Below are 21,806 nucleotides of genomic sequence, written 5' to 3'. Positions count from 1 at the left end.
CAGGCAGGCATGCCGGGAAAGGCGGATAAGCGGAGAATGGAGAAGATTTACATCATAGAGGATGATGAGAATATAAGGAACCTGTTAAAGATTGCCCTGGAGGGATTCGGTTACGGCTCAGAGGGGTTTGAGACAGCGGAAGAGGGCCTTAAACGGATGAAGGAGGAACAGCCGGACATGGCTATCTTTGACTGGATGCTTCCCGGGATGGATGGAATCACGGCCATTAAGCAGGTGCGGCAGACCGACGGCCTTAAGGACATCCCCATCATGCTTCTGACGGCCAAGGAAAAGGAATTGGATAAGGTCATAGGGCTGGACTGCGGCGCGGATGATTACATGGTGAAGCCCTTCGGGGTGCTGGAACTTTCCGCCCGCATCCGCAGCCTGCTGCGCAGGACCAGGCGCGAGGAGTCCAGGGACGTCCTGTCCTATCAGGGGATATCGGTAAACCGTAAGACCAGGGAGGTAATCAGCAGCGGGCATCCGTGCGAACTCACCTTAAAGGAATTCGAACTCCTGGTCTATCTGCTGGAAAACCAGTCCCGGGTGGTTACCAGGGATGAACTGTTAAACCGGATATGGGGCTACGAATACGACGGGGAGACACGGACCCTGGATATGCACATCCGCACCCTGCGCCAGAAGCTGGGCGATGAGGGCGGTTCCTGTATCAAGACGGTCCGGGGCGTGGGCTACCGCGTCATCAAGGCGGATGCTTAGTGGGAATGGAACAAAGGAGGAAATCATGCGTAAGGCCATATTGGAACGTTTTGTCCTTGTGTTATTAGCGGCGCTGTGTATTCACAGCGTCATATTTTATATTGCAAGCAGCAACATGATACTGAATACATCCAGCAGGGATATGAGATATACCATCAAGGCAATTGACAGCATACTGGATTATGATGGGGATTTAATGGGCCAGATGCAGCATCTGGAAGCATTTACCGACATGGACTCCAGCCGGATTACCCTGATACGGACGGATGGGACCGTGATAACGGATTCCGACGCGGACGCGGAATACCTGGACAACCATCTGGGGAGGGAGGAAATCAGGAAAGCAGTGGAGGAAGGGGTGGGATATGCCAGGAGGTATTCCTCCACCCTTAAAAAGACCATGCTCTATGTGGCCTGCCGTTCAGACCATGCGGACATGGTGCTGCGCCTGGCCGTGCCTTATTCCGGCATCAGCGAATACCTGCCCATGCTGTTCCCGGCAGCCCTTGTAAGCTTCCTGGCAGCCCTCATATGCTCATTGGTGACCACCCAGAGGTTTGTCTCCTCCGTGACCCGTCCCATGAGGGACATTTCCGGGAAAATGCTCCAGGTTAAGGGGGATTACACCGAACTTCATTTTGACAGGTACCAGTATCCGGAAATCAACGTCATAGCAGAGACCATCACCAACATGTCCCAGAATGTCAAGGAGTACTTAAGCCAGATTGAAAAGGAAAAACAGATACGCCAGGAGTTTTTCAGCAATGCCTCCCATGAGCTTAAGACACCCATCACCTCCATCCAGGGGTATGCGGAGCTGCTGGAAAGCGGCCTGATCCAGGATGAATCCATGAAAATGGATTTTGCCAGAAGGATTAAGAAGGAGGCGGTCAATATGACCGGCCTGATCAACGACATCCTGATGATTTCAAAGCTTGAGGCAAAAGACGCCGAGGTGGTGGTGACGGATGTGCGCATCAGCGTGCTGCTGGAGGAAATCATGGACAGCCTGAAGCCCCAGGCAGCGTCCAGTCAGGTGTTCCTCCACGCGGACTGCCAGCCCCTGTGCATCCGGGCCAATGTGCAGCAGATGAAGGAACTTCTCACCAACCTGCTCAGCAATGCGGTCAAGTACAATCATCCGGGCGGACAGGTGTGGATCAATATCCGGGAGCAGGGCGGCAACATGGTAATCCGGGTAAGGGATAACGGAATGGGAATCCCTGAGGAAAGCCTGGACCGTATCTTTGAACGGTTTTACCGGGTGGATAAGGGGCGCAGCCGCAAACAGGGCGGTACGGGCCTTGGCCTGTCCATCGTAAAGCACATCGTGAATTTCTACCAGGGAACCATCCATGTGACTTCCAAACTGGAACAGGGCACGGAGTTTGTGGTGACCATTCCCATGGATCAGGCCAGGGCATAAGCTTTCTTTTTGTATTGTACTGAAAAAAATACACTTTATTGCTTTAAAACCATAGGAATTTAAAGCAATAAAATTGACGGCGGAATTTTTTTGTAGTATGATAGGAAACATCCCTGAATGGGAGCAATATTTGGGTTAAAAGAGGAGAGAGCATTATGAAAAAGACATCAAAAATCATGTCTCTGGTCCTGGCCGGAGCCATGGTCCTGTCCCTGGGCGCATGCTCAGGCGGCAGCACCGCAGAAACCACAAAAGCAGCAGAAAGCACTGAGGCAGTGACAGCCCCATCTTCCGGGGAAGGCACAGAGGCTTCATCCGAGGCAGGAGAGGGTGAGGGACAGACCGCAGAGGGCACAACCTATAAGATCGGCATCCTTCAGCTGGTACAGCACACGGCCCTGGACGCTGCCAACGAGGGCTTTCTCGCAGCCCTGGATGAGGCAGGCATCCAATATGACCTGGATTCCCAGAACGCATCCGGTGACCAGTCCGCATGCCAGACCGTTGCATCCAAGTTCGCCAATGACAAGAAGGATTTAATCCTTGCAATCGCAACACCAGCCGCACAGGCAGTGGCAGGCGCGGTGACAGACACACCGGTCCTGATTACCGCAGTGACAGATCCGGCTGAATCCGGTCTTGTGGACGATAACCAGAAGCCAGGGGGCAATGTGACGGGAACCTCTGACCTGACTCCTGTAAAGGAGCAGATTGACCTGTTAAAGCAGATCCTTCCCGATGCAAAGAAGGTAGGCATCCTTTACTGCTCCGCAGAGTCCAACTCTGAAATCCAGGCACAGATGGCCAGGGAAGCAATCGAGGCAGCCGGTATGACAAGCCAGGACTTCACCGTATCCAGCTCCAACGAAATCCAGACCGTGGTGCAGTCCATGGTTGGTAAGGTGGACGCCATCTATGCGCCTACTGACAATACCATCGCAGCCGGCATGACAACCGTAGGCATGGTGGCAGGCGACAATAACCTTCCTGTTATCTGCGGCGAGTCCGGTATGGTGGATAACGGCGGACTTGCAACCTACGGCATCGACTACTATCAGTTGGGCTACATGACCGGACAGCAGGCAGTAAGGATCCTTACAGAAGGGGCATCACCTGCTGATATGCCGATTGAATATCTTCCAGCAGAAAAGTGTGAACTGACCGTGAACGAGGAGACAGCAGCAACACTTGGTATTGATGTATCCAATCTGAAATAAGGCAGTATTTTACAGATTGAATGGAAATGCAGGTGGATGAAAGGGCGGTGCCGCAGTGAGGCCGGGTTTATTCCCGCCTTACGCGGCACCCGTTTTAGGTCGTACCGGTGGGGCCTGATGGTTTCATATAGATGGTTTGCTCAAGCCGTCTGGTGAGGATGTGGTCTGTTTGGGCAAGCTATTTATTAAGACAGCGGGGCAGTGACAGGAGTTAACAGTACATATGGAGGTTATATAGATGAACATTTTAAATGCACTGCAGGGCATGGGCCCTGCGATGTTGGACGCGGTGGGCCAGGGCGTGCTCTGGGGAATCATGGTATTAGGCGTATATATCACATACAAGCTGCTGGACATAGCGGACCTGACCGTGGACGGAAGCTTTGCCCTGGGAGGCTGTGTATGCGCCATGCTGATCTTAAACAAGTCCATGCACCCGGTGGCGGTGTTCCTGAGGAATCCGGTGGCGGCCCTGGTGGTGGCAACCCTGGCAGGCATGGCTGCGGGATTTGTGACCGGCATCCTGCACACCGTATTTGAGATTCCATCCATCCTGGCGGGAATCCTGACCCAGATATCCCTGTGGTCCATCAATCTGTGGATCATGGGCAATAAGAGCAACCTGCCGCTGTTAAAGGTGGATACCATGGTCAGCAGGCTGTCCGGCACAGCCGGGCTCAGCCAGGCCCAGTCCTCCCAGGTCATCGGCATAGTTGTGGCTGTCATTGTGGTGGCCATCCTTTACTGGTTTTTTGGGACGGAAATCGGAAGCGCCCTCAGGGCAACCGGCAACAACGAAGACATGATACGCGCCCTGGGCGTCAATACCAAGTTCACCAAGCTGCTGGCCCTGATGCTCAGCAACGGCCTGGTGGGCATGTCAGGCGCCCTGGTATGCCAGAGCCAGAAATACGCGGATATCCAGATGGGGACCGGAGCCATCGTCATCGGCCTGGCAGCCATTGTCATCGGTGAGGTGCTCTTTGGCTGGTTCAGGAATTTTGCTTGTAAGCTGGCGGCGGCGGTAATCGGCTCCGTCATCTATTTTGTCATCCGTGCCATTGTGCTTCAGATGGGATTGAACCCCAACTACATGAAACTGCTTTCCGCTGTCATCGTGGCCCTGGCCCTGTGTGTACCTGTGGCTGCCGCCAAATGGAAAGCACATCAGGCCTATTCAGAAGGAGGGGAAAACTAATGCTTGAACTTACCAACGTGCGCAAGACATTTAACAAAGGCACCATCAATGAAAAGAAAGCCTTAAACGGAATCAGCCTGTCCTTAAATGACGGGGACTTCGTAACGGTCATCGGGGGAAACGGGGCAGGTAAATCCACCATGCTCAACATGATTGCAGGCGTATATCCAATCGATTCCGGGAAAATAGAAATCGGAGGCATCAATATCTCCAGACAGCCGGAGCATAAGCGGGCCAGATACATTGGACGGGTGTTCCAGGACCCCATGAAGGGGACCGCGGCAGGCATGGAAATCCAGGAAAACATGGCCCTGGCATTCCGCCGCGGCAAACGGCGCGGACTTGGCTGGGGCATCCGGGCCAAGGAAAAGGACTATTACCGCGACATGCTTACCCGCTTAGGTCTGGGACTGCAGACCAGGATGACCAGCAAGGTAGGGCTGCTGTCCGGGGGACAGAGGCAGGCCCTGACCCTTCTCATGGCCACCCTCCAGAAGCCGAAGCTGCTGCTGTTGGATGAACACACCGCTGCCCTGGATCCCCAGACAGCCAAAAAGGTCCTGGACCTTACCAATGAGATGGTAACCGAACAGAAGCTGACCGCCCTCATGGTAACCCACAATATGAAGGACGCCATCCAGATCGGCAACCGCCTGATCATGATGCATGACGGACGCATCATTTACGATGTATCCGGTGAGGAAAAGAAAAACCTGACCGTGGATGACCTGCTTAAAAAGTTCGCCGAAGCCAGCGGCGGCGAGTTTGCCAATGACCGCATGATGCTAGCCAAATAAGGCCTGTCTCCAAATTTAAGAAAATTTTCATATTTTAGCCCATGGATCTATGATATACTTTACGCTGTATGAGTTTACATGCCGAAAAACAAAGTTGGAGACGAATGGAATCATGCTTGAACACAAGGATTATATCTCGAGCCTGAACAAGGCCAGGAAGAAACGCAATCAGAACATAGACCCCAGATACCTGCTGATCCTGCTGGCGGCAGTCATCGTGGTTGGAATCATCGTACTTGGTGTAAAGGCGGCCATGAAGGAGCCGGCCTCAGGCCGTGCATCCGGAAACCGGCCGGTACAGGAAGCCGGGGCAGCAACCGCCTCCGATGCCCAGCCGGCCAGCGAGCCTTCGCCGGAGGAGGAAGCAGCCAGAAAGGAAGCGGAGGAGATACAAAAGACCATTGACTCCTATTCCAACCTGGGCATCGTGCAGGTATCCGGATATCTGAATATCCGCGAGACACCCAGTACGGACGGCAAGATCATAGGCAAGCTTTCCGGTGACGGAGCCTGTGAAATCCTGCAGACAGAAGGCGACTGGTCCCATATCACGTCAGGCGGCGTGGACGGCTATATCAGCAACCAATACCTGATTTCAGGAGATGAAGCCAGGGAAAAGGCAAAGGAACTGGTGAAGCTGAGGGCCACGGTCACGACCGATAACCTGAATATCAGGCAGGCCCCGGAACTGGACCCCAGCAATGTGGTGGGACAGGCGCTGATGGGCGAGCGCTACGTGGTTCTGGGACAGCAGGACGGATGGATTCAGATAGAAGAAGGATATATTTCCGCTGATTACGCAGAAGTATCCTATTCCCTGAATGAAGGCCGTAAGCTGGATATGAAGGCCATGGCCATCAACCAGTATGATAACCTGGTCATTTCCAAGGTGAATAATTATCTGAATGTCCGCGAGGAACCTAAGAGCGACGGCAAGATCATCGGTAAGATGACCAGTAAGGCGGCCGGAGAGGTACTAGAGACCTTGGACGGCTGGTATAAGATTAAATCCGGCCCCATCATCGGATATATTTCCGCGGACCCCCAGTACACGGCGACGGGGCAGGAGGCCAAGGACATTGCCATGCAGACCGCAACCCTGCGTGCGGTCATCAACACGGACGTGCTGAATGTGCGCACGGAACCCACTACGGATGCCAAGATATGGACCCAGATTGTTAAGGATGAGCGTTATCCTGTTGTGGCCCAGCTGGACGGATGGGTGGAGATTGAACTGGATTCCGTGGATGAAGAAGACGGTACCACCACGGACAAGGCTTACATTTCCACAAGGGATAATAACGTGGAGGTGCGCTATGCCCTTAACGAGGCAATCAAGTTCTCGCCGGCAGAGGTTGCGGCCAACAATGCCGCGTCCCGCCGTTCACAGATTGTCAACTATGCGCTCCAGTTCGTGGGCAATCCATATGTATGGGGAGGCACCAGCCTGACAAAGGGCGCGGACTGTTCCGGTTTCACCATGAGCGTCCTGTCCAAATTCGGGGTGTCACTGCCTCATTATTCAGGCTCACAGGCCAAGATGGGCAAGGCGGTGACCTCAGGCAACATGAGGCCCGGCGACCTGATATTCTACGCGGGCAGCGGCGGCCAGGTAAACCACGTGGCCATGTATATCGGCAACGGACAGATTGTCCATGCAGCCAGCCGTAAGAGCGGCATCAAGATATCTACCTGGAACTACAGGTCCCCGGTGGCTATCAGGAACGTGTTAGGCGATTAATGAGATAAAGAATGGATGAAATAAAGATTTCCGGCAGCAGCCAGCCTTCATGGGACAGACATGGGGCTGGCTGCTTTTTCTTTTGTTTTCTGTTTCATGAAAACATATCATGCATATTTTCGTCCCGGAAGTGCAGACTAATGGATAAAGTGTACCAACACAGGATGATTCATGAAAGGAAGTTGCGACCATGGGACAGGCGAAAAACAGCAAAAAGAAAATGGATGACCAGGAGCCGGTAAAAAAGGATGACGAGGCTAAAAGACTGGAACGTGAGATAGAAGAAAAAGAGGACAACCGTCTGGAGGAATACGGACAGGTTATCCTGGAGGACAACCAGAAGCAGAGGAAAATCCATCTGATTACCATCATCGGCGAGGTGGAAGGACATGAGAATTCCTCCGGCAGCAGCAAGACCACCAAGTATGACCATATCCTCCCGAAGCTGGCTGAGATAGAGGATGATGACAGCGTGGATGGCCTTCTGGTCCTGCTTAACACGTCGGGCGGTGACGTGGACGCGGGCCTGGCCATTGCCGAGATGATTGCATCCTTAAGCCTGCCCACGGTATCCCTGGTACTGGGCGGCAGCCACTCAATCGGTGTGCCGCTGGCTGTTTCCACCAATTACTCCTTCATCGTGCCCTCAGGGACCATGATGATCCACCCGGTGCGCATGACCGGCATGGTAATCGGCACGGCCCAGACCTATGAGTATTTTGAAATGATCCAGGACAGGATCCTTACCTTTGTGGCCAGCCACGCCGACATTGCATATGACCAGTTAAGGGACCTGATGCACAATACAAAGATGCTGACCAGGGACCTGGGAACCGTGCTGGTGGGGGAACAGGCAGTGGAGGCAGGGCTCATCAACCAGGTTGGCGGGATTAAGGAAGCCCTTGGGAAACTTTATGAGATGATTGACGGGAGAAAGCGTTACAGATAGCGTTACAGATAGATTGGCGGATACGGAGAGATTGGCGTATACAGACAGCCCCAAAATGTTAAAGTTGCATTTCTTATGATTTTTTTGTATACTAAATGTAACTGGGCCCAAATGGAAGAAATGGATATGCCGGATACGCGGGCCTGGCAAAAAGACTTGTAAGAGAATGACAGGGGGCTATGTTTGTGGCTGAATCAAGTAAACGACAGCAGAGTGGGAACAGAAAACCGGGAAGGCCAAAGGGCAGTACCGCAGGGAAGAAGACAACTCCCTCAAAGGGCCGCAAAGCCTCAGGTAAAAAAGGGTATACGGAAGAGAATACAGAGTTTATAAGAGCAGAAGTGGTCATCATCTGCTCTTTTGCTGTTGCCATTCTTTTGTTTTTAAGCAACTTTAAGTTATGCGGCGTGGTCGGCGATGTGCTGAGGGGCGTACAGCTGGGGATTTTTGGTATGGTGGGTTATCTCCTGCCCATATTGATATTCGTGGGTACCTGCTTCCATCTTTCCAACCAGGGCAACCTCCATGCAGCCATGAAGCTGGCTGCCGTGGTGGTGGCGGTCCTGGTGATATGCGGCCTGCTGCAGCTGTTTTTCGGGACAACCCCGGCAGGGGCGCCCTGGGGGGATTATTATAAGCAGTCCACCCTCAGCGGTGTGGGAGGCGGATTCCTGGGCGGTATCCTTACCTCCTTCCTGGTGGTGGGCCTGGGTAAGCCAGGGACCTTCCTGGTGCTTGCCGTGCTGTTCATCATCTGCATGGTGTGCATCACGGAGCGCTCCTTTGTCAGCGTGGTGAAAAAGGGCGGGGACAAGGCTTACCAGTATGCAAGGGAAGACATGGACAGGCGCAGGGAAATCCACGCCCAGAGGGCGGAAGAGAGGAAGCGTCTCAGGGAGGAGCAGAAGGTACGGGGAGTCAATCTGGACGCTACCCGGCTGACTGCCTATGATGAATACGACGGGGACGGCGGATACGATGAGTATGACGAGGAGGCATTTGACCGGGAATACGGCGCGGATTTGGAGCCGCTGGAGGAACCATATGAGGACGAGGCTTCCCTGGGCCGTGTGGGGGCTGCCGCTGCGCCGTCCCTGGACCGCGGGGCCGCTGCTGCGCCGGTCAATGAATTCAGAGGTAAATTCGACCCGCCATTGGAACATGGGACCGGGGAAGATGCCTCCTTTGACATGGATGACGTGGGGGCCTTGGCCCGTTCCATCGAAGGACACAGGCACAGGCGGGAAGATGCTCCGGTGGTGACCGGCATAACCGTGGAGGAAGATGGATTTGGCTTGGAAGGCAGCCAGGATGTCATCCATGTACATAAGGATTCCCGCACCCTGGAAGAAATGGATATGGCTGTGGCTGCACAGGGGAACGGCTGGCCCGAAGAGGAGGTCCCGTGGGATTCAGGGACTGAGGACCCAGGGACAGGGGACGGCGCCAGAGGGCAGGAGGAGGATTTCCCTGAAACGGATACATATATGGAGGATGACTCGGAACAGGGGCTTAATTATGACAGCGTGTTTGTGCCGGAGGAACCAAAACGTGTGGTGACCGCTTCCGGCAAGGTCATAGAAACAGAGACCGAACTGCTTAAGAAAAAGATAGAGAAAAAGAAAGAAGGGACTGCCAAAGGGGATACGGAGATTTCCGTGGCAGAGGAGATTAAGAAGAAGGAAGAGGTGGTCAAGAAGGAATATGTATTTCCTCCCACCACCCTGCTCAAGAAGGGCAGCAAGAGCGCAGGCGCATTTTCAGGTGAAGAATACAAGGCCACGGCCATCAAGCTGCAGCAGACCCTGCACAACTTCGGGGTGGGCGTTACCGTGACCAACATAAGCTGCGGTCCTGCGGTGACAAGATATGAACTGCTTCCGGAACAGGGGGTTAAGGTCAGCAAGATCGTGGGCCTGACCGATGACATCAAGCTGAGCCTGGCTGCCGCAGACATAAGGATTGAGGCGCCGATACCAGGCAAGTCCGCAGTGGGCATTGAGGTGCCCAATAAAGAGAACAACATGGTCTATCTCAGGGAACTTCTGGAGGCGGAATCATTCATCAGCCACAAGTCACGTCTGGCCTTTGCAGTGGGCAAGGATATCGGCGGGCAGGTGGTGGTGACGGATATTGCCAAGATGCCCCACCTTTTAATCGCAGGCGCCACGGGTTCCGGTAAATCCGTATGCATCAACACCCTGATCATGAGCATCATCTTCAAATCAAAGCCTGAGGATGTGAAGCTGATCATGGTGGACCCCAAGGTGGTGGAACTGAGCGTCTATAATGGAATCCCGCACCTGCTGATCCCGGTGGTCACGGACCCCAAGAAGGCGTCCGGCGCCCTTAACTGGGCCGTGGCTGAGATGACGGACCGCTACAAGAAGTTTGCGGAATGCAATGTCAGGGATCTGAAGGGATATAATGAAAGGGTTGAAAAGATTAAGGATATTGAGGATGAGAAAAAACCTCAGAAACTGCCCCAGATTGTCATTATCGTGGATGAGCTGGCAGACCTTATGATGGTGGCCCCAGGCGAGGTGGAGGATGCCATCTGCCGTCTGGCACAGCTGGCCCGTGCAGCAGGCATCCATCTGGTCATTGCCACCCAGAGGCCTTCAGTTAACGTCATTACAGGCCTTATCAAGGCCAATGTGCCGTCCAGGATTGCATTTTCCGTATCTTCCGGCGTGGACTCCAGGACCATCATTGACATGAATGGGGCTGAGAAGCTGCTGGGCAAGGGGGACATGCTCTTTTATCCGGCAGGCTTTCCAAAGCCCCAGCGTGTCCAGGGCGCCTTTGTGTCCGATGAGGAAGTGGGCCGGGTAGTGGATTTCCTTACGGAACAGGGAATGGTGGCTGAGTACAGTCCTGAGGTGGAGAGCAGGGTATCCTCGCCTTCCATGGACGCGGGAAGCAGCCAGAGCGACAGGGATGAGTATTTCATCCAGGCCGCCAGGTTCATCATAGAAAAGGACAAGGCATCCATCGGCATGCTTCAGAGGATGTTCAAGATTGGATTTAACCGTGCCGCGCGTATCATGGACCAGCTGGCGGAAGCAGGCGTGGTGGGGGAGGAGGAAGGAACCAAGCCCAGGAAGATACTTATGAGTGCACAGGAGTTTGAGGAGTTTATGGAACAGTAAACATAAATGATATAAAAAACAAGGAGGATATACCCATGAAGTCAGATATCGAGATTGCTCAGGAAGCAGTAATGCAGCCCATTAAGGAGGTTGCGGCGTCTTACGGGATTTCCGAGGATGACCTGGAACTGTATGGTAAGTATAAAGCCAAGCTGACAGATAAGCTGTGGGACAAGGTTAAGGACAGGCCGGACGGAAAGCTGGTGCTGGTGACGGCCATCAACCCCACCCCGGCCGGAGAAGGTAAGACCACCACAACAGTGGGCCTGGGTGAGGCATTCGGGCGCATGAAGAAGAGCGCCATCATCGCCCTGCGGGAACCGTCCTTAGGACCCTGCTTTGGAATCAAGGGAGGCGCTGCAGGAGGCGGATTTGCACAGGTGGTTCCCATGGAGGACTTAAACCTGCATTTCACAGGGGATTTCCACGCCATCACCTCGGCCAATAACCTGCTGGCAGCCCTCCTTGACAACCATATCCAGCAGGGCAATGCGCTGGGAATCGACCCAAGACAGGTGATGTGGAAGCGCTGTGAGGACATGAATGACCGGGCGCTGCGCAATATCGTCATCGGCCTGGGGGCAAAGGCGGACGGCATGGTGAGGGAAGACCACTTTGTCATCACGGTTGCCTCCGAAATCATGGCAATCCTCTGTCTGGCTGACAATATGGAGGACTTAAAGGCCCGTCTGGGCAGGATCATCGTGGCCTATAATTTTGCAGGACAGCCAGTAACCGCAGATGACCTCCATGCAACCGGCTCCATGGCAGCCCTTTTAAAGGACGCCTTAAAGCCCAACCTGATCCAGACCCTGGAGCACACAGGCGCCCTGGTGCACGGCGGACCATTTGCCAATATTGCCCATGGATGCAACAGCGTAAGGGCCACCAAGACTGCCCTTAAGCTGGCGGATATTGTTGTGACAGAGGCCGGGTTCGGCGCCGACCTTGGGGCAGAGAAGTTCCTGGACATCAAGTGCCGCATGGCGGGCCTTAAGCCGGACGCAGTTGTGCTGGTTGCCACGGTAAGGGCGCTTAAGTACAATGGCGGTGTTCCCAAGGACCAGCTGTCCGGGGAGAACCTGGATGCGTTAAAGCGCGGTATCGTCAACCTGGAAAAACACATTGAGAATATCCAGAAGTACGATGTGCCTGTCATCGTGACCCTCAATTCCTTCATAACCGATACAGAGGCAGAATATGCTTATATCAAGAAGTTCTGCGAGGACAGAGGCTGCGAGTTCGCCCTTTCCGAGGTCTGGGCCAAGGGCGGCGAGGGCGGGATTGCCCTTGCACAGAAAGTGCTTGAAACCCTGGAGCACAGGCCGTCCAATTTCCGTGTGCTGTATCCCGATGATATATCATTAAAGGATAAAATCCACACGGTTGCCACGGAGATTTACGGAGCGGACGGTGTGTCCTATGCGCCAGCTGCCTTAAAGGCATTAAAGAACATAGAGGACATGGGATTCGCCAACCTGCCCGTATGCATGGCAAAGACCCAGTATTCCCTGTCCGATGACCAGACAAAGCTGGGCAGGCCCACTGGCTTTACCATCAATGTAAGGGATGCCTATGTGTCGGCAGGCGCAGGTTTTGTGGTTGCCCTCACAGGCTCCATCATGACCATGCCGGGACTTCCTAAGAAACCGGCGGCTGAGAATATTGATGTGGATAAGAATGGAAGGATAACAGGACTTTTCTAGTACAGCTGGCGGAAAGCAATTTTCAAACACGCCCAAGGCAGAACAGACAGAGAGGACTTCATAATGGTATTAAGAGATTGGCTTAAAGGACTTGAATATGAGTGTATCAGGGGCAGCCTGGACACGGAAGTAGCGGAAGTGGTTTATGACTCCAGAAAGGCTGCGCCGGGGGCGGTGTTTGTGTGCATGGCAGGAACCAGGGTGGATTCCCACCGGTTTGTGCCGGATGTGCTGAAGGCAGGCGTCCGGGTATTGGTGACGGAGCGGGGGATTGAGGAAGAACTTAAGAAGGCAAAGGAGGAAGGCGGACTGACAGAGGAAGCTCTGTCTGAGGTCACGGTCCTTCAGACAGGGGACGGACGGCATGCCCTGGCCCTTCTGTCAGCCGCCAGGTTCGGATATCCGGCAGCAAAGATGGTTACCATCGGCGTCACAGGCACCAAGGGAAAGACCACCACCACCCATATGATTAAGACAATCCTTGAGGCGGCAGGCAAAAAGGTGGGGATGATCGGCACCACGGGCACCGTCATAGGCGATAAGGTGACCCCGACCATGAATACCACCCCGGAATCCTGGCAGCTGCACCAGGCATTTGCACAGATGGCAGACAGCGGCTGCCAGTATATGATCATGGAGGTTTCCTCTCAGGGCATCAAGATGCACCGGGTGGATGGGATTACCTTTGATTACGGTATTTTCACCAACATTTCCCCGGACCATATCGGGCCGGATGAACATGCGGATTTTGCGGAATATCTGTACTGTAAATCCAGGCTCCTGAATATGTGCAGGATTGGCCTGGTAAACCGGAATGACAGCCACTTTGAGGATATCATTAAGGACGCGGACTGTGAGCTTTATACCTACAGCGTGACGGAAGAAAGGGGCGGACTTCACGGAAGCGGGGAGTCCGGGGCTGATTTTACGGCTTCAGATGTCCGTTATGTGTCCCAGCCGGATTTCGTGGGCACTGAATTTGATGTGAAGGGCAGATATGAGATGGATGTCCGCCTTGGGATTCCGGGACTTTTCAATGTGGATAATGCCCTGGCAGCAGTCAGCGTGTGCAGCTTCCTGGGGCTTAAGAAAGAGTGCGTCAGCCATGCCCTGGAGCATATCCGTGTCAACGGCCGCATGGAAATCGTACACACCTCTGCCAGGTGCACCGTGCTTGTGGACTATGCCCACAATGCGGTAAGCATGGAAAGCCTGCTGACCACCCTGCGCCAGTATCATCCGAAGCGCCTGGTGGTGGTCTTTGGCTGCGGGGGGAACCGTTCCAAGGACCGCAGGTATACCATGGGCGAGATTGGCGGACGGCTGGCTGATTTAAGCATCGTGACCGCAGATAATTCCCGCTATGAAAAGGTGGAGGACATCATTGCGGATATCAGGGGAAGCATCGAGAAGACCGGAGGCGCGTTCCTTGAGATACCTGACAGGCGGGAGGCCATTGAGTACAGCATAAGCCATGCAATGCCCGGGGACATGATTGCAGTCATCGGCAAGGGACATGAGGACTACCAGGAAATCAACGGAGTACGCCACCATTTCCTGGACAGGGAAGTGATAGAAGAGGTGGTGGGAAAGCTGGGTGGAGAGGCATGAGCATGGATGGATTCACGTGCAGGGATTTAGTCCTGGCAACAGGAGGAACACTTCTTTTGGGAAAGGAAGATACGCCCATCCGGCATATCAGTCTGGATTCCCGGAAGATGGAGGGGGATGACCTCTTTGTTCCCATCATCGGTGAAAATGTGGATGCCCACGGATTTCTCTGCCAGGCCATCGTCAATGGGGCCGCCGCGGTATTCACCAGCCGCCACCGCCAGCCGGAGGAGGTCAGGGCGGATATCATCAGACAGTGCGGGGATGATGTCCCCAGGATGGAAGCTGTCATGTCCGCTGCCTGGATTGGGGTAGCGGATACCAAAAAGGCGCTTCAGGATTTCGGTATATACTGCAGGAGCCGCCAGAAGCTTCCCCTAGTGGGGATTACCGGCAGCGTGGGCAAGACCACCACCAGGGAGATGATAGCGGCTGCCCTGAGCGCCGGCTTTACCGTCTATAAGACACCGGGCAACAGCAACAGCCAGGTGGGGGTCCCCATCACCATAGCAGCGATTCCAAAGCAGGCCCAGATCGGCGTTATTGAGCTGGGCATGAGTGAACCCGGGGAGATGACAAGGATAGCCAGGATAGCCAGGGTGGACTGCGCCGTCATGACCAATATCGGCGTCACCCATATCGAGCAGCTCGGCTCACAGGATAATATCCTGAAGGAGAAGCTGCATATACAGGATGGGATGGCAGAAAACGGAAGCCTGATATTAAACGGGGATGACAGATTATTAAGGTCCGTCATCCCCGAGGGGAACAGGAGGAAAATCCTTTACGGCATGTCGGATGACTGCCAGTACCGGGGGGAGGACCTGCACCTTGTGAATGGATATCCGGTGTTCAGCGCGGTCCATGAAAACAAGAGGGTCACGGTCCGCCTGCGGGTCATGGGAAGCCACATGGTAAGCAATGCCCTGGCAGCCCTGGCAGTGGCCCATGAATATGGGATACCCATGGAAGCCGCCGCCGCTAAGCTGGAAGAATTTGAGGGGTTTAAGGGACGCCAGCAGATTTTCACGCTGAAGGGCGGTATAACGGTCATCGACGACAGCTACAACGCAAGCCCTGTGTCCATGAAGGCCGGGCTGGAAGTCCTTGGTTCCATGGAACCGGAAGGAACCGGGCGCAGGATTGCAGTGCTGGCCGACATGAAGGAGCTGGGACCGGATGCGCCCAGGTTCCACCGGGAAATCGGGGAATACATAGCAGTACATCCGGTGGGCCAGGTAGTTCTTTTAGGCGGACTGGCGGCTGAAATCGGACACGGGCTATGCGCATCCTCATCCCCGGTGCCCGTGGTGTTCTGTGAGGAACTGGAACAGGTAGGGCAGTGGCTTAATGGGAACCTGAAGCAGGGGGACTGTGTCCTGTTCAAAGGGTCCAACAGCATGAAGCTTTCACAGGCGGTCAGGCATCTGGAAGAATGGAAAGGGCGGGAAGGCTCTTAAGATCCTTAAAATAGTTCCTGATGCAGTTTAAAGCAGTCTTTTCCTGGTCACGCAGACTGGCTGCCCCGCGGTGGAGCAGGCACAAATACATGGTATTGGGATTCTGCTCTGTTTCAATGAGCGGAATTGCTTTAAAAAGATGATGGTTATCTCCGGGCGCGCTGCAGATGGCCAGGCCGGGCAGGATGGCAGCCATGTTCTGGCTTAAGATGCTCCGCCTGATTAGGGCAATGTTGCTGAAAATAGTGTAACGGTTGTCCGGTCCCAGGGTTTTAAGATAGACCGGACAGGTTTCCGATGCAACATAGTGTTCTAACATGGCCAGGTCAATGTTCTGCAGTTCTTCCTGGGAAATCTGCCTCCTTCCTGCCAGAGGATGGTCCCTTCGCACCAGGAGGTAAAAATGGTCGGTATACAGGCAGTCTGTCCGTATCTGGTAACGGGATGCAATCATGCGGTAATTTTCCTGGCTTTCTTCCGTAAAATAGGTCAGGCCAAGATTACCGCTATTTTTAATCAGACGGGACCCCACGTCCATTCCCTTCACAATCTGGAATTCCAGCCTTCCCCTGGATTCCTGCTCCCAGAACAGCTGGTTGATGGGAACCGCCAGTGCGCTGTGGATACTGGGGGATATGACGATGGACACGGGCTGGGTAAGCAGGGCGTTGACCGTACTGAGCTTTTGTATATCCTCAAAACATCGATACATTTCTTCCATAAGGGCCAGGGCTTCCTCGCCTTCAGTGGTCACCTTCACACCTCCCTGTACTCTCTGGAACAGGGGGAATCCCAATTCTTTTTCAGCACCTTTCAGGATGGAACTTAAGGTAGTGTGGCTCAGGTATAGCTTCCCGGCTGCGGATGAGATTGAACGGCTGCGCCCGATTTCAATCAGATATTTAAGCTGTTCAATCTTCATGCACTGCCTCCTCCTGGTCATTGTCTTTTCTCCGGCTGACTGTTCGGAAATATCTCCTGATACATGTGGCCAGGACTTCTTCCTGGTGTTTCAGCTTCCGGTCGCTGCATGTGACCATGCAGAGGTAGAGCTGGTTTGGATGTTCCGTGTTTTTTAAGGAAATCATGGAAAAGTCCCTGATATCTTCAGCAGATTCACCGCCCGCTGAAAATCCGGGGATAAAACCAACCATTCCCTGGTTCTGTATTGCCTGATACATGGCACTCATGTCTGCGAAGCTGGTGACGCTGGGGCAGAGGGAGGGAAGGGAACCGAGCACCATATCATTTTTCATCAGTTTTATGGTGGCCAGCCGTTCCAGGGGAATGGAACGGGCATCAATTTCCCTGAGTCCGGCCAGCGGATGGTTTTTGGATACAAGTAGGTAAAGGCTGTCTTCCAGCAGTGGTTTGATGGAAAGGGCCGGATTCCCGCTGCCATGCCTAAACTGGCAGATGGTATCTCCGGACAGGTAAAGCAGGCCTATATTTGCCCTGTGTTCCAAAATAAAACCAGGGATGTCCTCGCTGGAACATTCTTCCAGGGACAGGCCGCCCGGTATATTAAGACGGTAAAACTGCTCCAGGAGAGGTATGGACAGGCGCACGGAAATGGTGGGCGCCATCAGCACATTGATGGATGGGGCCCCGGCTGTTGTGCGGCGTTTGAGCGCCATCAGCTTTTCGTACTGTAAATTGATTTCCCAGGCAAGGGTCATGAATTTTTCTCCTGCTGAGGTGGTCAATACTCCTTCCGGCACCCTCTGGAAAATCTGGAACCCGGCCTCCTCCTCAGCCGCCTTGACAATCGCGCTCAGGGTTGTCTGGCCGATGTGAAGCTTACGGGAAGCGGCTGAGATGGAGTGGAACCTGTGGATTTCCAACAGATAATGAAAATGTTCTAGTTTCATGAAAGCAGTGACCTCCTTGTGTATCAGGATAAGTCCCAAAATAAATATGAGAAAATACCCCTTTGTCTAGTGTAACGCATTTTGAAATAAAAATAAAGTGTGTAAAACTTCTGCGCAGCATATCTGCCCTTTCAAATCCCATTATTTATCTACCATTTTTTTCGTTGGATAGTACTAATTCCTCCTTTTTACAAATCAAAGTTATAGTGTTATATTTATAACAAGAGATGTGAAAAATAACCAAAAAAAATATGTAAATCATAAAAAAATATGCAAAATGATTGACTGCAGCAGTCGTTTCCATAATAAAGCCATATCAAAAGGAGTGATGGCAGGTGTACTACTTATTGAGGAAAGGAAGTTGTTCATGAAAAAAATTGGAATTATCGGCGCGGGAGCGACAGGTATCGCGCTGGCGGCAGACATGTTGTTAGGTGGTCATAAGGTAATCCTTTTTGAAGAACCTGAATGCAGCAGCAATTTAGATGATTTGAGGAAAGCGGGCTGCATACATAAAGCAGGATGCTGTAAGCAGCAGGATGTCCCGCTTCCTGAACTTACCACGGAGATGGGGAAGGCTTTGGATGATGCGGACATTGTATTTGTCGCTACGGTGGCAAACCGTCATCCGAAACTTTGCGGACTGATGGCGCCACATTTAAAGGATGGCCAGACAGTATGCTTTTTTAATGGAAACTGCGGCTCAATCTTCCTTAAGCCTTTCCTGGGGGGGAAGGATATTCTGGTCGGGGAGACAATGGGGGCGTATTCTTCCATAAGGTATCGCGGGAATGCAGTTGTATATTACTGTATGCCTGTGGCAGAAAAGGCGAAAGGGGTTGCCGCATATCCTGCCAAAGACAGCAGGCGTTTTGTGGAAAGCCTGAAAGAGTGTTATGACTGCGTCTGTTATCCCGACATTCCTCAAAAGAATGTTTTAGAGATAGCTTTAAATGCTCCGAATGTGGCAATCCATCTGATTGCTTCCACTGTTAATATAGCTGCGGTTGAGCGGTCGGCTGATTTCAGGCTGTACAGGGATGGTCTTTCTGCTTCAGTTGTGAAGCTGATTGAAGCGGTTGAAAAGGAGCGGGATGCCGTGTTTGGGAAATTTGGTTTCAGCGGGCGCAGCAATATGGAAATGATGAATGCATGCCTTAACTATGTGGATTCACCGAAACCGGAACTGCTGGGATTTTATCTTACGACCACAGGACCTGATGGGGTTGCACACCGTTACTACACAGAGGACGCATATGCCGGCAATTGTCTGCTGTTATCCATGGCAGATGCAGTTGGCATGAAGATGCCTTTGATGTCCTCTGCTGTTACAATCATATCGGCTGTAAATGGAAAGGATTATAGACGGGAGGGTATTACTTTGGAAAAGCTCGGCTTTGCAGGGATGGATCCAACAGAAATCAATCATCGTCTTTTTGAGGGGTAGATAGCTAGTACAGCCTTACGCAAGGCTGTACCAGGAAGATCATGAATGTATATGGAGGGAGAATAATGGGTAACAGGAGTTTGAACAAAAACGTTTCTTATTACATGATAGTTGCGGCGAGTCTCTTCCTGATGTTTTTTGGAGGAATCATAATACCTCCCTTTGCTTCTGAAATAACACAGACAGGTATGCAGATTCTCTGTATTTTTGTATCCATGGTCATCTTATGGTCCACGGTTGGCGGAATTGTCTGGCCCAGCATACTTGGCATCATAGCCCTGGGGCTTACAGAATATACAACCGTTGGAAACGCAATCACGGCTGCTATTGGGCAGAGTACCATCTGGCAGGTAATGATGTGTCTGACCCTTGCTTCTGCAATTGCCCAAAGTGGCGCAGGTGAACTGGTAGCCAGATGGGCGCTTAGCCGGAAGGCCATGCAGGGCAGACCACTGCTGTTCAGTTTCATTTTCCTGTTTATTTTAAGAATGATTTCCGCTGTCAGCAATCCGCTTGGCATGATCCTGCTTGGCTGGGCGATTATTGAGGGGGTTGCAAATGTTTTGGATCAGGATCTGTCTGAGAAATATTTCCGCTGTATGACGGTGTTCGTGGTGGTGACCTGCGTGAACGGTGATATGATCATTCCCTTTAAAACATGGCTTACTGCCATGTGGAATGCGTTTGGCGAGATGATGGGTTCGGAACTGAATTTCATGACATATCTGGCAATTGTATTCATATTCGGCACCCTAACGGAATTGGCATGTGTTCTATTCATAAAGCTGGCAAAAATCGATGTATCCTTTATGAAGGATATGGACAATGAATCCTTAGCAAAAGGGAGTACCAGGCTGAACAGCAGGCAGACCGCTTACTTCCTGGCCATGCTGGCCTCCATCATCATTGGTCTTTCCGGATATATATTCCCAACGACAAATATCCTGTGTAAGATTTCAAAGACCCTTACCATGGCAGGTGTATTCAGCGTTGCGGTTGCAGTCCTTATTCTACTTCGCGATAAAGATGGACGCCCTATGCTTGACTGGAAAAAAACGATGGCACCTGGTGCATTCTGGGGATCCTTCTTCATTATCGCAGCGGCAATCCCATTGTCTTCTGCCCTGATAAGTGAGAGCACTGGCTTTTCTGTGTGGCTTACCTCCGTGCTTGGACCGACCTTCAGTTCCAGTTCAACCCTTAGGATTTATCTGTTGGTTATGGTCTGCGCGACACTCCTGACCAATATTGCCAGCAATGCGGGCATTGGCATGATGCTGCTTCCGATTGTCCTTCCTGTGGCAGATGCAGCTGGTGCTAATAAGTTTGTGGTTGGTATCTGCTGTATCATGTCTGCATGCTTTGGACTTATGACTCCTGGTGGTTCTGCGGCCGCGGCGCTTATTTTCGGCAGTAAGGACCAGCTTAAAGTCAGCGTTAAGGATATCATGGGATACAGTGCGGTGTTCATTCTGTTTTATTTTGTTGTTGGCGCCATTGTATTTCCAATATTAGATAAAATCATTTAATTATTTTCGAAGATGTCTGAGATTTTTTCAAGCAGGGCATTTTCTGCCTCGGATAGGCAGTTACCATGTTTATGAACCAGAAAACTATGTTTCGTGCAGCTGGGTGGTCCATCAAGAAGTTTAATCTTTTTGATGGAGGTACCGCTGCAGAACCAGTCTGTTTTCTGGCTTGTACAGGGAATATAAAAGGCAATCATATTTTCCTGTTCAACGGCTTTGCGAACAAGATGTATATTTGCAAGGATAACCGGATTCCCCAGGACCTTGGCGTGTTCCGGCGTATGGAAGGTATGGTAGCCATTTTCGGAAATCGCCAGCCTCTCACCATACAGTTCATAAAGGGATACGGATTCCCTCCCGGCAAACCTGGACATTGAGTTTACATACAGATAGGTTTCATGTATGCCTAAAGGGACAAAATGGAAGTTGTTTTTTACAAATAAGGCTTTTACATGAACCATGTCATCCGGAGCAGTTAATCCGATACCCATTTTGAAGTTCCCTGTCAGCATCTGAGGGATGAAATCATTCTGCAGGATTGTGGCAATGGACAGGCTCCCCTGGGGCGCAAGCTTCCGGTATGCACTGAGAAAAAGAAGCGAATACTGGTCGGCTATGATAGTGGGGGTAAGCAGCAGTGAATTTTGGTTTTCCGGTTGTTTAAGCGAAAGTGACAGGATCTGCTCCCATTTGTCTATGATTTCCTGGGCAAGGGAGACGAGTTCCTTGCCGGCATCTGTAAGAACAATCCCGTTTTTATTGCGGGTAAAGATTTCAACACCGGTAGTGGTCTCTATATTCTTGATTGCTGAACTTAAAGTGGTCTGGTGAAGGAAAAGACGGTCAGCTGCATCGGTAATCGATGTACATTGCGCGGTAACAACAAGATATTGCAGTAATTCAATCTTCATAATCCATGCTCCATGTGGTCATATGCCGGAATGATGGGAACTGTTTTAAGAATAGCTTATTGTTAAAG

At 52.2% G+C, this 21,806-nt stretch carries 16 protein-coding genes; 13 read left to right on the top strand and 3 right to left on the bottom strand.

The window, feature by feature from the left end; all coding sequences use genetic code 11:
• Window positions 1-36: 36 nt before the first annotated feature.
• The 11 genes from LK536_RS53840 (at window position 37) to LK536_RS53790 (ending at window position 15,980) form a co-directional block, all read left to right on the top strand.
• The gene (locus LK536_RS53840) at window positions 37-723 is read left to right on the top strand and encodes a response regulator transcription factor (RefSeq protein ID WP_025487096.1); all 687 of its coding nucleotides are present in this window, start codon (window positions 37-39) and stop codon (window positions 721-723) included.
• Window positions 724-748: 25 nt separating this feature from the next.
• A complete protein-coding gene (locus LK536_RS53835; protein WP_040379421.1) occupies window positions 749-2,149 on the top strand; it encodes a sensor histidine kinase in 1,401 nt (466 codons plus the stop codon).
• Window positions 2,150-2,304: 155 nt separating this feature from the next.
• On the top strand, window positions 2,305-3,366 hold the full coding sequence (locus LK536_RS53830) for an ABC transporter substrate-binding protein (RefSeq protein WP_227797043.1): 1,062 nt from the start codon (window positions 2,305-2,307) through the stop codon (window positions 3,364-3,366).
• Window positions 3,367-3,604: 238 nt separating this feature from the next.
• Complete coding sequence (locus LK536_RS53825; protein ID WP_008716472.1) at window positions 3,605-4,564, top strand: ABC transporter permease; 960 nt, start codon at window positions 3,605-3,607, stop codon at window positions 4,562-4,564.
• The gene (locus tag LK536_RS53820) at window positions 4,564-5,361 is read left to right on the top strand and encodes an ABC transporter ATP-binding protein (RefSeq protein WP_008716470.1); all 798 of its coding nucleotides are present in this window, start codon (window positions 4,564-4,566) and stop codon (window positions 5,359-5,361) included. The genes LK536_RS53825 and LK536_RS53820 overlap by 1 nt, the downstream gene beginning before the upstream one ends.
• 112 nt (window positions 5,362-5,473) lie before the next feature.
• On the top strand, window positions 5,474-7,102 hold the full coding sequence (locus LK536_RS53815; protein WP_008716468.1) for a C40 family peptidase: 1,629 nt from the start codon (window positions 5,474-5,476) through the stop codon (window positions 7,100-7,102).
• Between the two features lie 190 nt (window positions 7,103-7,292).
• The gene (locus LK536_RS53810; RefSeq protein ID WP_008716466.1) at window positions 7,293-8,051 is read left to right on the top strand and encodes a ClpP family protease; all 759 of its coding nucleotides are present in this window, start codon (window positions 7,293-7,295) and stop codon (window positions 8,049-8,051) included.
• Window positions 8,052-8,236: 185 nt separating this feature from the next.
• Window positions 8,237-11,203, top strand: coding sequence for a DNA translocase FtsK (locus LK536_RS53805; RefSeq protein WP_227797044.1), 2,967 nt, complete (start codon window positions 8,237-8,239; stop codon window positions 11,201-11,203).
• A gap of 35 nt (window positions 11,204-11,238) precedes the next feature.
• On the top strand, window positions 11,239-12,909 hold the full coding sequence (locus LK536_RS53800; RefSeq protein WP_008716463.1) for a formate--tetrahydrofolate ligase: 1,671 nt from the start codon (window positions 11,239-11,241) through the stop codon (window positions 12,907-12,909).
• A gap of 63 nt (window positions 12,910-12,972) precedes the next feature.
• Window positions 12,973-14,520 (top strand): UDP-N-acetylmuramoyl-L-alanyl-D-glutamate--2,6-diaminopimelate ligase, encoded by a 1,548-nt coding sequence (locus LK536_RS53795; RefSeq protein WP_227797045.1) that lies wholly within the window; start codon window positions 12,973-12,975, stop codon window positions 14,518-14,520.
• Between the two features lie 2 nt (window positions 14,521-14,522).
• The gene (locus LK536_RS53790) at window positions 14,523-15,980 is read left to right on the top strand and encodes a UDP-N-acetylmuramoyl-tripeptide--D-alanyl-D-alanine ligase (RefSeq protein WP_227797046.1); all 1,458 of its coding nucleotides are present in this window, start codon (window positions 14,523-14,525) and stop codon (window positions 15,978-15,980) included.
• On the opposite strand, the gene LK536_RS53785 is transcribed toward LK536_RS53790, so the two are convergent.
• Window positions 15,940-16,902, bottom strand: coding sequence for a LysR family transcriptional regulator (locus LK536_RS53785; protein ID WP_227797048.1), 963 nt, complete (start codon window positions 16,900-16,902; stop codon window positions 15,940-15,942). The two genes, LK536_RS53790 and LK536_RS53785, sit on opposite strands and share 41 nt — an antisense overlap.
• Entirely contained in the window at window positions 16,892-17,851 is a 960-nt protein-coding gene (locus LK536_RS53780; protein WP_227797050.1) for a LysR family transcriptional regulator, read from the bottom strand. The genes LK536_RS53785 and LK536_RS53780 overlap by 11 nt, the downstream gene beginning before the upstream one ends.
• Before the next feature lie 367 nt (window positions 17,852-18,218).
• Between LK536_RS53780 and LK536_RS53775 the strand changes: the two genes are divergently transcribed.
• The gene (locus tag LK536_RS53775; RefSeq protein ID WP_025487103.1) at window positions 18,219-19,298 is read left to right on the top strand and encodes an NAD/NADP-dependent octopine/nopaline dehydrogenase family protein; all 1,080 of its coding nucleotides are present in this window, start codon (window positions 18,219-18,221) and stop codon (window positions 19,296-19,298) included.
• Window positions 19,299-19,339: 41 nt separating this feature from the next.
• A complete protein-coding gene (locus LK536_RS53770) occupies window positions 19,340-20,827 on the top strand; it encodes an SLC13 family permease (protein WP_120055758.1) in 1,488 nt (495 codons plus the stop codon).
• On the opposite strand, the gene LK536_RS53765 is transcribed toward LK536_RS53770, so the two are convergent.
• The gene (locus tag LK536_RS53765; protein ID WP_120055760.1) at window positions 20,824-21,738 is read right to left on the bottom strand and encodes a LysR family transcriptional regulator; all 915 of its coding nucleotides are present in this window, start codon (window positions 21,736-21,738) and stop codon (window positions 20,824-20,826) included. The two genes, LK536_RS53770 and LK536_RS53765, sit on opposite strands and share 4 nt — an antisense overlap.
• Window positions 21,739-21,806 lie beyond the last annotated feature (68 nt).

The sequence above is a fragment of the Clostridium pacaense genome (assembly GCF_020709765.2).
GTDB classification, from domain to species: domain Bacteria; phylum Bacillota; class Clostridia; order Lachnospirales; family Lachnospiraceae; genus Enterocloster; species Enterocloster hominis.
This window is presented reverse-complemented; position numbering and strand designations above follow the sequence as displayed.

Bases quoted from the DNA above. Each gene is read 5' to 3' on its own strand.
- LK536_RS53775 (WP_025487103.1), top strand. From the start codon at position 18,219: ATGAAAAAAATTGGAATTATCGGCGCGGGAGCGACAGGTATCGCGCTG.
- LK536_RS53780 (WP_227797050.1), bottom strand. From the start codon at position 17,851: ATGAAACTAGAACATTTTCATTATCTGTTGGAAATCCACAGGTTCCAC.
- LK536_RS53825 (WP_008716472.1), top strand. From the start codon at position 3,605: ATGAACATTTTAAATGCACTGCAGGGCATGGGCCCTGCGATGTTGGAC.
- LK536_RS53795 (WP_227797045.1), top strand. From the start codon at position 12,973: ATGGTATTAAGAGATTGGCTTAAAGGACTTGAATATGAGTGTATCAGG.
- LK536_RS53770 (WP_120055758.1), top strand. From the start codon at position 19,340: ATGAATGTATATGGAGGGAGAATAATGGGTAACAGGAGTTTGAACAAA.
- LK536_RS53840 (WP_025487096.1), top strand. From the start codon at position 37: ATGGAGAAGATTTACATCATAGAGGATGATGAGAATATAAGGAACCTG.
- LK536_RS53800 (WP_008716463.1), top strand. From the start codon at position 11,239: ATGAAGTCAGATATCGAGATTGCTCAGGAAGCAGTAATGCAGCCCATT.
- LK536_RS53765 (WP_120055760.1), bottom strand. From the start codon at position 21,738: ATGAAGATTGAATTACTGCAATATCTTGTTGTTACCGCGCAATGTACA.
- LK536_RS53835 (WP_040379421.1), top strand. From the start codon at position 749: ATGCGTAAGGCCATATTGGAACGTTTTGTCCTTGTGTTATTAGCGGCG.
- LK536_RS53785 (WP_227797048.1), bottom strand. From the start codon at position 16,902: ATGAAGATTGAACAGCTTAAATATCTGATTGAAATCGGGCGCAGCCGT.
- LK536_RS53820 (WP_008716470.1), top strand. From the start codon at position 4,564: ATGCTTGAACTTACCAACGTGCGCAAGACATTTAACAAAGGCACCATC.
- LK536_RS53815 (WP_008716468.1), top strand. From the start codon at position 5,474: ATGCTTGAACACAAGGATTATATCTCGAGCCTGAACAAGGCCAGGAAG.
- LK536_RS53830 (WP_227797043.1), top strand. From the start codon at position 2,305: ATGAAAAAGACATCAAAAATCATGTCTCTGGTCCTGGCCGGAGCCATG.
- LK536_RS53790 (WP_227797046.1), top strand. From the start codon at position 14,523: ATGGATGGATTCACGTGCAGGGATTTAGTCCTGGCAACAGGAGGAACA.
- LK536_RS53810 (WP_008716466.1), top strand. From the start codon at position 7,293: ATGGGACAGGCGAAAAACAGCAAAAAGAAAATGGATGACCAGGAGCCG.